The sequence below is a fragment of the Pseudomonas sp. BF-B-15 genome, from assembly GCF_019946675.1.
Classification (GTDB): Bacteria; Pseudomonadota; Gammaproteobacteria; order Pseudomonadales; family Pseudomonadaceae; genus Aquipseudomonas; species Aquipseudomonas migulae.
In genome coordinates, this window is sequence record NZ_JAGYFZ010000027.1 from 13,788 (window position 1) to 27,763 (window position 13,976).

The 13,976-nt window shown below is 59.6% G+C and carries 12 protein-coding genes; 9 read left to right on the forward strand and 3 right to left on the reverse strand.

Annotated features, from left to right (window positions below; translation table 11 throughout):
• Positions 1-892: 892 nt before the first annotated feature.
• The 4 genes from KGA97_RS11315 to fabF all read left to right on the forward strand — a co-directional run bounded on the left by KGA97_RS11315 (position 893) and on the right by fabF (position 5,642).
• Positions 893-2,887: a polysaccharide biosynthesis protein gene (locus KGA97_RS11315; protein WP_032832695.1), complete on the forward strand. Its 1,995-nt coding sequence runs from the start codon at positions 893-895 to the stop codon at positions 2,885-2,887.
• Between the two features lie 112 nt (positions 2,888-2,999).
• Complete coding sequence (locus tag KGA97_RS11320; RefSeq protein WP_192416958.1) at positions 3,000-3,335, forward strand: ComEA family DNA-binding protein; 336 nt, start codon at positions 3,000-3,002, stop codon at positions 3,333-3,335.
• 205 nt (positions 3,336-3,540) lie between these two features.
• Positions 3,541-4,335 (forward strand): SDR family NAD(P)-dependent oxidoreductase, encoded by a 795-nt coding sequence (locus tag KGA97_RS11325; RefSeq protein WP_008031779.1) that lies wholly within the window; start codon positions 3,541-3,543, stop codon positions 4,333-4,335.
• 32 nt (positions 4,336-4,367) lie between these two features.
• Positions 4,368-5,642 (forward strand): beta-ketoacyl-ACP synthase II, encoded by a 1,275-nt coding sequence (gene fabF, locus KGA97_RS11330; RefSeq protein WP_008042175.1) that lies wholly within the window; start codon positions 4,368-4,370, stop codon positions 5,640-5,642.
• Here fabF and KGA97_RS11335 read toward each other — a convergent pair.
• On the reverse strand, positions 5,639-6,196 hold the full coding sequence (locus tag KGA97_RS11335; protein ID WP_008042176.1) for a TetR/AcrR family transcriptional regulator: 558 nt from the start codon (positions 6,194-6,196) through the stop codon (positions 5,639-5,641). The genes fabF and KGA97_RS11335 overlap by 4 nt on opposite strands.
• 176 nt (positions 6,197-6,372) lie before the next feature.
• On the opposite strand from KGA97_RS11335, the gene KGA97_RS11340 reads away from it, so the two are divergent.
• Together KGA97_RS11340 and KGA97_RS11345 are read left to right on the forward strand one after the other, a co-directional pair.
• Complete coding sequence (locus KGA97_RS11340) at positions 6,373-7,026, forward strand: GntR family transcriptional regulator (RefSeq protein WP_008042177.1); 654 nt, start codon at positions 6,373-6,375, stop codon at positions 7,024-7,026.
• 15 nt (positions 7,027-7,041) lie between these two features.
• On the forward strand, positions 7,042-7,893 hold the full coding sequence (locus KGA97_RS11345; protein WP_008031773.1) for an urea carboxylase-associated family protein: 852 nt from the start codon (positions 7,042-7,044) through the stop codon (positions 7,891-7,893).
• A gap of 122 nt (positions 7,894-8,015) precedes the next feature.
• On the opposite strand, the gene KGA97_RS11350 is transcribed toward KGA97_RS11345, so the two are convergent.
• Positions 8,016-8,183 carry a DUF2897 family protein gene (locus KGA97_RS11350; protein WP_008031772.1) on the reverse strand — a complete coding sequence of 56 codons (168 nt, stop codon included), beginning with the start codon at positions 8,181-8,183 and terminating at the stop codon, positions 8,016-8,018.
• Between the two features lie 125 nt (positions 8,184-8,308).
• Complete coding sequence (eat, locus tag KGA97_RS11355; RefSeq protein WP_192226174.1) at positions 8,309-9,673, reverse strand: ethanolamine permease; 1,365 nt, start codon at positions 9,671-9,673, stop codon at positions 8,309-8,311.
• A 393-nt stretch (positions 9,674-10,066) separates the two neighbouring features.
• Here eat and kdpF point away from each other — a divergent pair, with 393 nt between their 5' ends.
• The 3 genes from kdpF to kdpB are packed head-to-tail and all read left to right on the forward strand — an operon-like array spanning position 10,067 to position 13,927.
• Positions 10,067-10,156, forward strand: a complete 90-nt coding sequence (kdpF, locus tag KGA97_RS11360) for a K(+)-transporting ATPase subunit F (protein WP_007899818.1) — start codon at positions 10,067-10,069, stop codon at positions 10,154-10,156.
• An 8-nt stretch (positions 10,157-10,164) separates the two neighbouring features.
• The gene (gene kdpA / locus KGA97_RS11365; RefSeq protein WP_223480793.1) at positions 10,165-11,859 is read left to right on the forward strand and encodes a potassium-transporting ATPase subunit KdpA; all 1,695 of its coding nucleotides are present in this window, start codon (positions 10,165-10,167) and stop codon (positions 11,857-11,859) included.
• 10 nt (positions 11,860-11,869) lie between these two features.
• The gene (gene kdpB / locus KGA97_RS11370) at positions 11,870-13,927 is read left to right on the forward strand and encodes a potassium-transporting ATPase subunit KdpB (protein WP_223480794.1); all 2,058 of its coding nucleotides are present in this window, start codon (positions 11,870-11,872) and stop codon (positions 13,925-13,927) included.
• Positions 13,928-13,976 lie beyond the last annotated feature (49 nt).

Here is a 13,976-nt window from a genome sequence, read left to right on the forward strand (position 1 = left end):
GGCGTCGGCGAGTGTAGGAGATGGATATCATTGTCCTTTGGGGCGCGCTGTTCAATCGATCTAATCCACCCCTTCCTGGAGACAGCCTGATCCCTCTCGAGAAGGTGCTCGCAGCGGGTCTGTTTACTTCCGCTGGCATGATCTCGATCGCGGAGTGACATCTTTGTCATCGGGGGTCAACCGTTCAGTTCGTGTTAGCCGGGTCTTTCGTCGGAGACAGAAGTTTCTTACAGCGTGTCCCTGCTCGCTCTTCTTTATCGCTAAGAACTGGAAAGCTTTTTAGGCGCCGCGGATTATAGCCTTCTTTGTTCGATGCTTTCCAAGGTTGCAGCTTGATGCGTCTTCGATGCAGTGAATTTTCTTCCGGATTGGTTGTCAGGGTGCCGGCCGATTGCCAGATGTGCCTCGCCAATCGTGAAAGGCCTGATGGCGAGAGACTATTCCTTGTGGTCATCTTGATCAGTTTTGATACAACACCGGAGGGGTGTAGCTGCGATTCTTATAGGCTGCGTGCAGTTCGGGGCATTGTATCAGGTAGGAACCGCGATTCCGGCACGTTCGTCATTTTTTACCGGCACCTGCCGGGGTAACCGAGGCCGCCCGGGTTGCCCTTGCGTTTGATGGCAGTAATTTTGCCTGCAATCAGGGATTTCTGCCGCAACACAGGTATTATATCGGGATTGCCTTCGGTAGCCTGTCAGGCCCTGCCTCCCTCCAGCTGTTTTGGTACAAGGGTGCCTGATCGAAGTTTATTTTTTGATGCAGTCCTTACGCTGGTGCGGCATTTGCCCGCGCTGGTATTTCATCGTAAATCGGCCGGTTTTCTTTGCGGGTTCAAAGGCAATAGTTTATTTTTTGATTTCAGGAGCTTGGTGAGGTGTTCGATAGGGTTATGGATAAAATAAGAGCTTTTTTGTTGAGCCTTCCGCGCCGACACAAGCGGGTCCTGCAGGTAGTTGCCGATGTTGGTTTGGTTTGGGTCTCGTTATGGATGGCTTTTGTCGTTCGTCTAGGGATCGACGAAATGAACAGCCCTGTTCAACAGCACCTCTGGTTATTTCTTAGTGCTCCCGTCGTTGCCATCCCGTTGTTTATTCGATTTGGCATGTATCGCGCCGTGATGCGTTATTTCGGTAATGATGCACTTATCGCGATAATTAAAGCCGTCAGCCTTTCTTCGCTTATTCTTGGCGTCATCGTCTATTTATATAGCAATCATCAAACGGTCGTGCCCCGCTCGATTATGTTCAACTACTGGTGGTTGAGCCTGATCATGATTGGTGGCTTGCGTTTGGCAATGCGCCAGTACTTTTTGGGTGATTGGTTCGCGGCGGCGCAACATGTGCCTTTTGCCAATCGTGATAATGGTTTGCCGAAAGTGGCCATTTACGGCGCTGGCGCCGCAGGCAACCAGCTTGTTGCGGCGCTGCGCATGGGCAGGGTGATGCGCCCGGTTGCGTTCATCGATGATGACGGAAGTATTGCCGGTCGTGTCATTTCCGGGTTGCAGGTGTTCAAGCCCAAGCATATCCAGCAACTGATTGATACGACAGGCGCCCAGGAAATCCTGCTTGCAGTCCCTTCGGCCAACCGTGGGCGCCGCCGGGAAATTCTGGGCTACCTGGAGCGCTTCCCGCTTCATGTGCGCAGCGTGCCCGGATTCATGGATCTGGCCAGTGGCCGGGTCAAGGTCGACGATATCCAGGAAGTGGACATTGCCGACCTCCTTGGGCGTGATGCGGTACCGGCTCAAGAGGACCTGCTGGAGCATTGCATCACCGGCCAGTCAGTGATGGTTACCGGTGCGGGCGGATCAATCGGTTCGGAGCTGTGCCGGCAGATACTTGCTTTAAGGCCTACGACCCTGTTGTTGTTCGAACACAGCGAGTTCAACCTTTACAGCATCCTGTCCGAGCTTGAGCAGCGAATTGCGCGTGAATCGTTGTCCGTCAAACTGCTGCCGATCCTGGGTTCTGTCCGTAACGAGAACAAGTTGCTGGACGTCATGAAGACCTGGCATGTCGATACGGTTTACCACGCCGCAGCGTACAAACATGTACCTATGGTCGAGCACAATATTGCAGAAGGCGTGTTGAACAATGTCATGGGCACGTTAAATACGGCCCAGGCTGCACTTCAGGCCGGAGTTGCAAACTTTGTACTGATTTCCACCGACAAGGCTGTTCGCCCCACCAATGTAATGGGGAGTACCAAGCGACTTGCAGAGTTGACATTGCAGGCGCTCAGCCGTGAAAAAGCACCTGTGTTGTTTGGCGACAAGTCCAGCGTGTCTCGCGTCAACAAGACCCGTTTCACCATGGTCAGGTTCGGTAATGTGTTGGGCTCGTCAGGTTCCGTGATCCCGCTTTTCCACAAGCAGATCAAGGCTGGCGGACCGTTGACCGTCACACACCCGAAAATCACCCGGTATTTCATGACCATTCCCGAGGCCGCTCAGTTGGTGATCCAGGCCGGGTCGATGGGGCAGGGCGGGGACGTTTTCGTGCTGGACATGGGCGAGCCGGTAAAAATCATCGAGTTGGCAGAGAAAATGATTCATCTGTCAGGGTTGAGTGTCCGGTCGGACAAAAATATCCACGGTGACATTTCGATCGAATTCACCGGCCTGCGCCCGGGTGAAAAGCTCTACGAAGAGCTGCTGATCGGCGACAACGTTGCGGCGACCTCGCATCCGATGATCATGACGGCCAGCGAAGATTACCTGACCTGGGATGTGCTGAAGGCGCGGTTGGGCGAATTGCTGGCAGCGGTTGATCAGGATGATTATTCAAGAGTCCGCCAGCTTCTGCGCGAAACGGTCAGCGGCTATACCCCTGACGGCGAGATCGTCGACTGGATCTATCAGCAGCGTCGCCTCGAGCCCTGATTGTTTCACATCCTGTAACTGACACATTTTTGACAGGCTCCAGACATCGCCTAAGTTTGGAAGGCAGCTTCGGAAAAGCTGCTTTCCCAATTGATGTCATGGAGCTTCATTTATGCGTACTGGCTACTTCTACTCTCTGATTTTTGCCCTCCTGAGCACTGCCTCTGTCGCCGCTATTGCTGCACCTGCGGCCAAGTCGGAGGCGGGCACTGCACCTCTGGTCATGGAGGTCGCTCCCAAGGTTCAGTCCGAAAAGGTTGATTTGAATCAGGCCGACGCGTCGACCCTGCAACGGGAGTTGTCCGGCATCGGGGAAGCCAAGGCCAAGGCGATTGTTACCTATCGTGAGAGTAATGGGCCGTTTGCATCGGTGGACGAGCTGCTCGAAGTGAAGGGAATCGGCAAAGCCATTCTGGATAAGAACCGCGAAAAGCTTGAGGTGAACTAAGCTTGTAATTCAGCGCCATGGGCCGGTCATTGACCGGCCTTTTTGCATTCTGGCGTACGTGGTGATTTAGCGCCTTCCGTCGGCAGGTGAAAAATTACGGCTATCATATTGTTATTAAATTATGCCTATAATAAATTCGTCATCCGGCTTGGCGCTCTGAAGCGCAAGCGCTTTTCTTTTTCCTTACGCATTCCAGGAGCACGTCATGAATTCTGTCCAGACCCAAGGTACGGCTCTTGTTACCGGTGCTTCATCCGGGATTGGTGCCATTTACGCTGAGCGCTTGGCCGCGCGCGGTTTTGATTTGTTGCTGGTCGCACGTGACGAACAGCGTCTTCAGGCCGCGGCGAGCAAGCTGCGCGCCGAGCATGGTGTTCAGGTCGAGGTGCTGAAAGCGGATCTCACGCAAAAGGATGATGTGCTGAAACTTGAGCAACGCCTTCGCAGCGATTCGAGTATCAGTCTGCTGCTGAATAACGCGGGTGTCGCGGCAGATGGCTTGCTGGCCAACGCCGATCTGGACCAACTGGAACGTTTGATTCAATTGAACGTAACGACGGTCACGCGCCTGGCTTCGGCGGCGGCCGCCAGTTTTGCCAAAGCCGGCCGGGGTACGATCATCAACATCGCCTCGGTGGTGGCGTTGTTCCCCGAGCGCTTCAACGCCACTTACAGCGCCAGCAAGGCTTATGTGTTGAGCCTGACCCAGTCGTTGAATGCCGAGCTGGATGGCACCGGGGTCAAAGTGCAAGCGGTGTTGCCAGGCGTGACTCGCACCGAAATCTGGGAGCGTTCCGGTATTGACGCAAGCCAGATCCCGGCGGACATGGTCATGGAAGCGGGCGAGATGGTCGATGCATCGTTGTCGGGGCTGGACCAGGGAGAACTGATCACCATTCCTTCGTTGCCGGATGCCTCCGACTGGGATGCGTTTGTCGCGGCGCGTCTGGTGATGGCGCCGAATCTTTCCAAAAGCAAGGCCGCTTCGCGTTACAAGTGAGGCACCCTCCATTGGCTTGAGGTAGTTGCGGTATGAGTGAACGTCGAGTGGTTGTAACGGGCATGGGTTTGGTGTCTCCGCTGGGTAGCGGGGTCGAAGCCGTCTGGGAGCGTCTGTTGGCCGGACGTTCGGGATTGCGCAACCTGCCGGACGAAGTCGTGGCTGATCTGCCGGCCAAGGTCGGTGGCGCAGTGCCGACGCTGGCCGAAGATGCCGAGGCGGGTTTTGATCCGGATCGTGCGACGCCACCCAAAGAGCAGAAGAAGATGGACCGCTTCATTATGTTTGCCATGGAAGCGGCACGTCAGGCGCTTGAGCAAGCCGGTTGGCAGGCACAGGACGCCAATGCCCAGGAGCGTACGGCGACCATTATCGGTTCGGGGGTCGGTGGTTTCGGCGCGATTGCCGATGCGGTCCGCACCACCGACAGTCGTGGCCCGCGGCGTTTGTCGCCTTTCACCATTCCCTCCTTTCTGGTCAATCTGGCCGCGGGCCATGTGTCGATCCAGCACGGATTCAAAGGCCCCCTGGGTGCTCCGGTAACGGCGTGCGCGGCCGGGGTTCAGGCGATTGGCGATGCGGCGCGGCTGATCCGTTGCGGGGAGGCGGACATTGCGGTGTGTGGCGGTGCGGAGGCGTCGATCGATCGTGTCAGTCTCGCCGGGTTCGCTGCGGCTCGCGCGTTGTCCAGTGGATATAACGAAACCCCGGAGCGGGCTTCGCGTCCGTTCGACCGTGACCGCGATGGTTTTGTCATGGGTGAGGGCGCAGGCCTTCTGGTGATCGAATCCCTGGAGCATGCACTGGCCCGTGGTGCGCAACCGCTGGCGGAACTGGTCGGTTACGGCACCAGCGCCGACGCCTATCACCTGACCGCTGGCCCCGAAGATGGCAGTGGTGCGCGACGGGCGATGTCACTGGCGCTGGCTCAGGCGGGCGTTGCTGCGGCACAGGTGCAGCACCTCAATGCTCACGCAACCTCGACGCCGGTTGGAGATCTGGGCGAGTTGGCTGCGATCAAATCGTTGTTCGGCACGGATAACAAGATTGCGGTCACGTCGACCAAGTCGGCCACCGGGCATTTGCTCGGCGCGGCGGGCGGGATCGAGGCGATCTTCACGCTGTTGGCGATCCGTGATCAGATCGTGCCGGCCACCCTCAACCTGGATAACCCGGATCCGGCGGCGCAAGGCGTGGATATCGTCCGTGGTCAGGCGCGACCGATGGCCATCGAGTATGCGCTGTCCAACGGTTTCGGCTTTGGTGGGGTCAATGCCAGCGTGCTCTTTAAACGCTGGCAGGGTTAATCCCGAGGCTTTTTGAGAAAATCGCGCGTGACGTCGAGAATCCGCTGGGCCAGATCGGCGCTCTCGACACTGCGCGACAACAGCAGCGCCCCGACCATTGCGGACATGATGAAGATGCTCTGGTCGGCGGCATCATCACCTTCAAGGGTGCCTTGTATTTGTTCGAGCCGCGCATTGAGCACCACGTCGGAGGTCGGACTTGGCTGTCCGCGCAGGCCGAGTTCCGATGACATGGTCGGCAACGGGCACCCTTCATGGGGCGAAGTCTGGTGCCATTCGGACAAGTACGCGTCAATGAATGCCTCGAGTGGGCGTTCCTGAGCGAACAGTTCGGCGCAGATGACTTCCACCTCGGCGCCTGCAGCCTGCAGGGCCTTTTCTACCAGCTCATCCTTGGACTTGAAATGCGAATAGAAGCCGCCGTGAGTCAAGCCCAGCGCTTTCATCAGAGGCTGCAAGCCGGTCGCGCCAATACCGTCGCGGCGAAATCGCGCTGAAGCTTCCTTGATGATGCGTTTGTGGGTCTGAGCTTTATGGTCCTGCGAGTAACGCATCTGGTATCTCCGCAACAATGCGCCATCTTAACCAATGGAAATGGGATGGTGACTGTACTTCTATTTCTAAAAAGCATGCAGATGCGTCCAACTCCTTCATGACGTCTCGACCGAACTGGCACGGATAGTGATTACCCGTTAGCTGACGATTGTTGAACAATCATGAGGCGATAAGTATGAACAGCGGACTGTCCCTAGCCGACCACATCACCCTGGAGTTACGCGCCGACATCATTGGCGGTCGTTTGCTGCCCGGCATGGCGCTGGTGGAAAACGATCTGGTGTCAGCCTACAACGCTTCCCGCAACACCATCCGCGAAGCCTTGCATCGATTGGGGCAGGAAGGTCTGACCCGTTATGTGCGCAACAAAGGTGTGATGGTGCGTCGCTTGGGCGTCGACGATGTGCGGGATCTGTTCAACGTCCGCCGCACGCTAGAGTTGCAGGCCATCAGTGCCAGTCAGCCGCTGCGCGATTATCAGTCCGACCGGATGCTCGAAGCCCTGGAAGCCACCGAACTGGCCCGGGAGCGCGAGGACTGGCGCGCCGTGGGCACGCACAGCCTGGCGTTTCATCAACACATCGTCGGGTTGCTGCGCAGCCCGTTGTTCGATGAGTTCTTCACCAATGTCGTCGCGCAACTGCGCCTGGTGTTTTGCGCCGCGCCCGATGAATCACGGTTTCAGGCGCCCTGGCTGGCGCGTGACCGGCAGATTCACGAGCTGCTGGCCGAAGGCGACAAACGCGCCGCCGAGGACGCCATGAGCCGCTATCTCGACGATTCCGAGCACCTTCTGTTGCAAATGCTTGCCCCTTCTTCCCATCACTGATCGAGGATTCGTGCCATGTACAAAGACTATCCAGCGGCCTACCAAGTCAGCAAAGGTTCGGCCTTGCAGGTGGACAAAGCCTTCTATGAAAAGATCCGGGATACGAAGGAGGGGCGCACGCTGATCGAGCAGTTCGAAGTGCCGATCCGCACCGGCCGCGCTTGGCATGTCCCGGCCGGGCACGTGTTTCGCGTGACCACGCCGGTCGGCCCGCAAGTCGGGGATTTCAACGTCTGGAATGCCAACGATCCGCGTGAACGCTTGTGGGCTTCGCGCACGCGGCAGTTGCAGGGGGCGCATGTCAGCACTCACGACCGGCTCTGGTCGAACCTGCCATTCTTGCGGCCGCTGGTGACCATCACCGATGACAGCCTGGCCGACTACGGCATTGACGAACATGGTGGGCGCCTGCACGACTTGCTCGGCACCCGCTGCGATCCCTATGTGAACAAAATGCTCACCGGCGAAGACTTCCACCATCACTGCCACTCCAACCTGACCCGCGCAGTGTTGCCCCATGGCCTGACCGAGTTCGACGTGCATGACGTGCTGAACATTTTCCAGTGCACCGGCCTCAATCACGACGACATGTACTTCATGAAAGCCTGTCCGGCGCAGAAGGGCGACTACCTGGAATTCTTTGCCGAGATTGATCTGTTGTGTGCGCTGTCGACCTGCCCGGGGGGCGATCTGTCGCTGGCCATGTGGGGGCCGGACGCGCAGGACCCGCTGAGCGTGTGTCGCCCGCTTGGGGTGGAGATCTACAAACTGGAGGATTCACTGCTCGAAGGCTGGAGCCAGCCGGAGCGTGCGGCGTACAAAGGGCTGCATGGCTTGCACATCGCCAAGGCCGATTGGGAAAAATAGCCGTCACCTGTAGGAGCGAGCCTGCTCGCGATGGACGTTAACGATAACGCGTTTATTCTGAATAAACGCGTTGTTCTCAGGTGCATCGCGAGCAGGCTCGCTCCTACAGGGATCAGGTTTTTTCAGCGGTCCTGCGCATCCTTGGCATCCGCTTGCGCGTTGCGTTCAGCGACGCGTTTGCGTTGCTCATCGGTCAGTTCGACCTTATGGGCGGTGTCGCGCAACAACATCAAACCACCCACGATCGAGCCGATTGCAACGATCAGAATCAACCAGGCATACCAGGGCATAGGGCTCTCCTTGAAGGCAGGCCGATTGGCGGGTTTCGCCAATCGATCGTGCATACCACTTTGAGCGATTCAATTTCGCAGTGGTTCCATTCTATGCCTGATCGACCCGCAACACCTGCTGCGATTCAGAGCCCGGTCAACATCGCGTCCGCCGGTGCATCGGCGCGCAATTGCGCGGTCAGCATGAAGTACACGAAACCCACGGCCATGAAGCCGAGGAAAATCGCGCCGATCAGCGCGTTGAACCACGCCATCGCCACCAGGCACACCACCGCCAGCACCAGTGCAATGGCCGGCACCAACGGGTAGCACGGCGCGCGGAAAGTGCGCTCCAGGTTCGGCTCGGTTTTACGCAGCTTGAACAGGCTCAGCATGCTCATGATGTACATCACGATCGCGCCGAACACTGCCATGGTGATCATCGCGGCGGTCAGCGTCATGCCGCCGAGGTTGATCAAGCCGTCGCTGTAGATCGCCGCGATCCCGATGACACCACCGGCGATGATTGCCCGGTGCGGCGTCTGGAAACGCGAGAGTTTGGCCAGCGACGCCGGCAGGTAACCGGCTCGCGCAAGGGCGAAGAACTGCCGCGAGTAACCGAGGATGATCCCGTGGAAACTCGCCACCAGACCGAACAGGCCGATCCACACCAGCATGTGCAACCAGCCGGAGCTTTCACCGACCACGGTTTTCATCGCTTGCGGCAGCGGGTCGTTGATGTTCGACAAAGTGCGCCAGTCGCCGACGCCGCCGGCAAAGAACATCACGCCCATGGCCAACAACACCAAGGTCAAAATGCCGCTGATGTACGCCTTGGGAATCGTGCGTTTCGGGTCCTTGGCTTCTTCGGCAGCCATGGCGGCGCCTTCGATGGCGAGGAAAAACCAGATGGCAAACGGAATCGCCGCGAACATCCCGGCAATCGCCGGTGCGCCGAACACATCGGAGCCGGCCCAGCCGTTCAGCGCGAAGTTACTGAAGCTGAACGCCGGCGCAACCACGCCCATGAACACCAGCAATTCAGCCACCGCGAGTACGCAGACCACCAGCTCGAAGGTGGCCGCCAGTTTCACCCCGAGGATGTTCAGGCCCATGAACACGATGTAGGCGCCGACCGCTGCGTGTTTCGGGTCGAGGGCGGGGAATTGCACGTTGAGGTAGGCGCCGATCGCCAGTGCGATGGCCGGTGGGGCGAAGACGAATTCGATCAGCGTCGCCAGCCCGGCGATCAATCCGCCTTTCTCGCCAAAGGCGCGGCGGCTGTAGGCAAAGGGACCGCCGGCGTGGGGGATCGCCGTGGTCAGCTCGGTGAAGCTGAAGATGAAGCAGGTGTACATCGTGGCGACCATGAAGGACGTCACCAGAAAACCAAGTGTGCCCGCCACGCCCCAGCCGTAACTCCAGCCGAAATACTCACCGGAAATCACCAGCCCGACCGCGATGCCCCACAGGTGCAGCGTGCCCAGCGTGGGTTTGAGTTGTGTGTTCATGCGTTTGCTCCCTGAACGGTTTGGACAGCTCGGGGAGGGCGTGTGCAGTGGGCGTGCCAGTGTGGTGATGGCCGTCGTAAAGCGCAAAAAGGTGTCGTATCGGGGATGTTCGGCGCTGGATGGATGGGTTTTATGCATCAGTTGGGGGCGTTGGTGTCTGTTATGCCGTCTTCGCGGGCAAGCCTCGCTCCTACAGGGGATCGGCGCATTCAAAACTGTAGGAGCGAGGCTTGCCCGCGAAGGGGCCCGCCCAAACACCGCTGTAACAAAGGCATAAACCCACTCTTTACACTTTCTTTATGCCCAGCCAACCCCCTCGATCTCGCTCCTTTACAGCCTTCCTTCCGACAATGACTCCACACGCGGCAATACGCCGTAACACGGAGAACTTCCATGAGCGTTCTGGACGGGGTGTCACTGCTGTTGGCAGTGGGGCTGTTCATTTATCTGTTGGTTGCGCTGTTGCGCGCGGACCGGAACTAGGAGCGGCTATGCACAGTTATGACTATTGGCTGATCCTGGCCTTCTTCGCCGTGGTGCTGATCCCGGCACCGTTTCTCGGGCGGTTCTACTACAAGGTCATGGAAGGCCAGCGCACCTGGCTGACACCGATCCTGGGACCTGTGGAGCGTGGCTGTTATCGGGTGGCCGGCGTTGATCCGCAAGCCGAACAGAGCTGGCAGAAATACACCCTGGCCTTGCTCGCCTTCAACCTTGCGGGCTTTTTGCTGTTGTTCGCGATCCTGTTGTTCCAGGACCACTTGCCGCTCAACCCGCAAAACCTGCCGGGTCAGGAGTGGACGCTGGCGTTCAACACCGCCGTCAGTTTCATGACCAATACCAACTGGCAGGGCTACAGCGGCGAAGCCTCGTTGAGCTACCTGAGCCAGATGGTCGGCCTCACCGTGCAGAACTTCGTCAGCGCCGCCACCGGCCTCGCTGTGCTGGTTGCGTTGTGTCGCGGCATCGGTCGCAAATCGACCAAAACCCTGGGCAATTTCTGGGTCGACATGACCCGCGCCACCCTCTACGGCTTGCTGCCGCTGTGCCTGCTGCTGGCGCTGTACCTGGTCTGGCAGGGTGTGCCGCAAACTTTCGCGCAGTACGTGAATGCGGTGACGATGCAAGGCGTCGATCAGGTGATCCCGCTCGGCCCGGCCGCCAGCCAGATTGCGATCAAGCAACTGGGCACCAACGGTGGCGGCTTCTTCGGCGTCAACTCGGCGCACCCGTTCGAGAACCCGACGGCGTGGAGCAACCTGTTCGAGGTGGCCTCGATCATTCTGATCCCGGTCGCCCTGGTATTCACCTTCGGTCATTACGTCAAAGACCTGCGTCAGAGCCGCGCGATCATCGCCTGCATGCTGGCGCTGTTCCTGATTGGCGGCGCGACCTCGCTGTGGGCTGAATACCAACCGAACCCGACCCTGAACAACGTCGCCGTCGAACAGACCGCGCCGCTGGAAGGCAAGGAAGCGCGCTTCGGCACCACCGCCACAGTGCTGTGGTCGGTGACCACGACCGCCGCGTCCAACGGCTCGGTCAACGGCATGCACGACAGCCTCAACCCGCTGAGCGGCATGGTCGCGATGGTCAACATGATGGTCGGCGAAGTGATCTTCGGCGGCGTCGGTGCCGGGCTCTACGGCATGTTGCTCAACGTGCTGATCGCGGTGTTCCTCGCCGGCCTGATGATCGGCCGCACCCCGGAATACCTCGGCAAGAAACTGCAGGCCAAGGAAGTGCAACTGCTGGTGGTGACTTTGCTGGTGATGCCGGTCGGCGTGCTGGTGCTCGGCGCGATTGCCGCGAGCCTGCCGGGCCCGGGCGCCTCGGTGAGCAACCCCGGTGCCCACGGTTTCAGTCAGTTGCTGTACGCCTACACCTCGGCGAGTGCCAACAACGGTTCGGCGTTCGGCGGCTTCGGTGCAAACACCGCGTTCCATAACCTGATGCTCGGCCTGGGCATGTTGATCGGTCGCTTCGGTTACATCCTCCCGGTACTGGCCCTGGCCGGCAGCCTGGCGATGAAGAAAACCGCACCGATCGGCCAGAACAGTTTCCCGACCCACGGCCCGCTGTTCGTGACGTTGCTGACCGTGACCATATTGCTGGTGGGTGGTTTGACCTTCCTGCCGACCCTGGCGCTGGGCCCAATCGCTGAACATCTGAGCATGGGCTTCTAAGGAGTCAATGATGAATATGCCCGTAAGTAAAGCCGCCACCGTCAAGGCGCCGGAACAACCGAAAACCGCGATCTCGGCCCTGTGGCGTCCGGCGCTGGTGCAAGCCTTCGTCAAGCTCGACCCACGGCAATTGCAGCGTGCGCCGGTGATGCTGGTGGTCGAACTGACCGCCGTCCTGACCACCGTGCTGTGCTTCATTCCCGACAGCGCCGTGCCGACCTTCGTCGCTGCGCAAATCGCCTTGTGGCTGTGGTTCACCGTGCTGTTCGCCAACTTCGCCGAAGCCTTGGCCGAAGGTCGCGGCAAGGCTCGCGCCGACAGCCTCAAGGCTGGCAGCGAAGGCTTGAGCGCACGCCGCAAAACCGGCAGCGGCGCCTTTCAAGTGGTGCCGGCCACCAGCCTGCGCAAGGGCGATGTGGTGCGCGTCGAAGCCGGGGAAATGATCCCCGGTGACGGCGAGGTCATCGAAGGCATCGCGGCGGTCAACGAAGCGGCGATTACCGGTGAATCCGCGCCGGTGATCCGTGAATCCGGCGGCGACCGTTCGGCCGTCACCGGCAACACCCGACTGGTCTCCGACTGGCTGCTGGTGCGCATCACCGCCAACCCTGGCGAGTCGACACTGGACCGCATGATCGCTTTGGTCGAAGGCGCCAAACGCCAGAAAACCCCGAACGAAGTGGCGCTCGACATCCTGCTGATCGGCCTGACGCTGATCTTCCTGCTGGTGGTCGTGACCCTGCAACCGTTCGCCCACTTCGCCAACGGCAGCCTGCCGCTGGTGTTTCTGGTGGCGTTATTGGTCACGCTGATTCCAACCACCATCGGCGGTTTGCTCTCGGCCATCGGTATCGCCGGCATGGACCGTCTGGTACGCCTGAACGTGATCGCCAAATCCGGGCGCGCCGTGGAGGCGGCGGGGGACGTGCACGTTTTGCTGCTGGACAAGACCGGCACCATCACCTTCGGTAACCGTCGTTGCACCGCGGTGTATGCCGCACCGGGTGTGAGCGCCAAAGAGTTGGCCGAGGGTGCGCTGTTCGCTTCGCTGGCCGATGACACCGCGGAAGGCAAGTCCATCGTCGAGTACCTGCGCGGCATTCATCCACAACCCGAGCCTGCCACCGAAGTGCTGACGGCGGTGCCGTTCAGCGCCGAGACTCGCTTGTCCGGTGTCGACTATCAGGGCCGTGTGTATCGCAAGGGCGCGGTGGATTCGTTGCTGGCGTTCGTCGGACTGAAACGCGCCGATCTCGCCCCGGCACTGTCCCGGGAAATCGACAAGATCGCCCAGAGCGGCGGCACGCCGTTGCTGGTGTGCGCCGACGGTAAATTGCTCGGCGCGATCCACCTCAAGGACGTGGTCAAGCCAGGCATCCGTGAGCGTTTCGCCGAGCTGCGCAAACTGGGAATTCGCACCGTCATGGTGACCGGCGACAACCCGCTGACCGCCGCGGCGATTGCGGCCGAAGCCGGTGTGGACGACGTGCTGGCTGAAGCTACGCCGGAGAAAAAACTGGCGCGCATTCGTCATGAGCAGAACGACGGTCGTCTGGTCGCCATGTGCGGCGACGGCGCCAACGACGCCCCGGCCCTGGCCCAGGCCGACGTCGGCATGGCGATGAACGACGGTACGCAAGCGGCGCGCGAAGCGGCCAACATGGTCGACCTCGACAGCGACCCGACCAAGCTGCTGGACGTGGTGCAGATCGGCAAGGAATTGCTGGTGACTCGCGGTGCGCTGACGACTTTTTCCATTGCCAACGACGTCGCCAAATACTTCGCGATTCTGCCGGCGCTGTTTGCCTCGATCTACCCGCAACTGGGTGTGCTCAACGTCATGCAACTGAGCAGTCCGCAGAGCGCGATTCTGTCGGCAATCGTGTTCAACGCCTTGATCATTGTGGTGCTGATTCCACTGGCCTTGCGTGGCGTGCGTGTACAGGCGGCGAGTGCGGCGGCGTTGCTGCGCCGCAACCTGTTGATCTACGGACTGGGCGGAATTCTGGTGCCGTTCGTGGGCATCAAGGCGATCGACATGCTGTTGACGGCGTTGCATTTGGTTTGACCCTTGGCGAGCGCTTCGCGCTCGATCGCCGGCAAGCCGGCTCCTACAG

Excerpts from the sequence above, each read along its gene's own strand:
- kdpA (WP_223480793.1), top strand. The coding sequence starts at position 10,165 with ATGCACAGTTATGACTATTGGCTGATCCTGGCCTTCTTCGCCGTGGTG.
- kdpB (WP_223480794.1), top strand. The coding sequence starts at position 11,870 with ATGAATATGCCCGTAAGTAAAGCCGCCACCGTCAAGGCGCCGGAACAA.
- KGA97_RS11325 (WP_008031779.1), top strand. The coding sequence starts at position 3,541 with ATGAATTCTGTCCAGACCCAAGGTACGGCTCTTGTTACCGGTGCTTCA.
- eat (WP_192226174.1), bottom strand. The coding sequence starts at position 9,673 with ATGAACACACAACTCAAACCCACGCTGGGCACGCTGCACCTGTGGGGC.
- KGA97_RS11335 (WP_008042176.1), bottom strand. The coding sequence starts at position 6,196 with ATGCGTTACTCGCAGGACCATAAAGCTCAGACCCACAAACGCATCATC.
- KGA97_RS11320 (WP_192416958.1), top strand. The coding sequence starts at position 3,000 with ATGCGTACTGGCTACTTCTACTCTCTGATTTTTGCCCTCCTGAGCACT.
- KGA97_RS11340 (WP_008042177.1), top strand. The coding sequence starts at position 6,373 with ATGAACAGCGGACTGTCCCTAGCCGACCACATCACCCTGGAGTTACGC.
- kdpF (WP_007899818.1), top strand. The coding sequence starts at position 10,067 with ATGAGCGTTCTGGACGGGGTGTCACTGCTGTTGGCAGTGGGGCTGTTC.
- KGA97_RS11315 (WP_032832695.1), top strand. The coding sequence starts at position 893 with ATGGATAAAATAAGAGCTTTTTTGTTGAGCCTTCCGCGCCGACACAAG.
- fabF (WP_008042175.1), top strand. The coding sequence starts at position 4,368 with ATGAGTGAACGTCGAGTGGTTGTAACGGGCATGGGTTTGGTGTCTCCG.
- KGA97_RS11350 (WP_008031772.1), bottom strand. The coding sequence starts at position 8,183 with ATGCCCTGGTATGCCTGGTTGATTCTGATCGTTGCAATCGGCTCGATC.
- KGA97_RS11345 (WP_008031773.1), top strand. The coding sequence starts at position 7,042 with ATGTACAAAGACTATCCAGCGGCCTACCAAGTCAGCAAAGGTTCGGCC.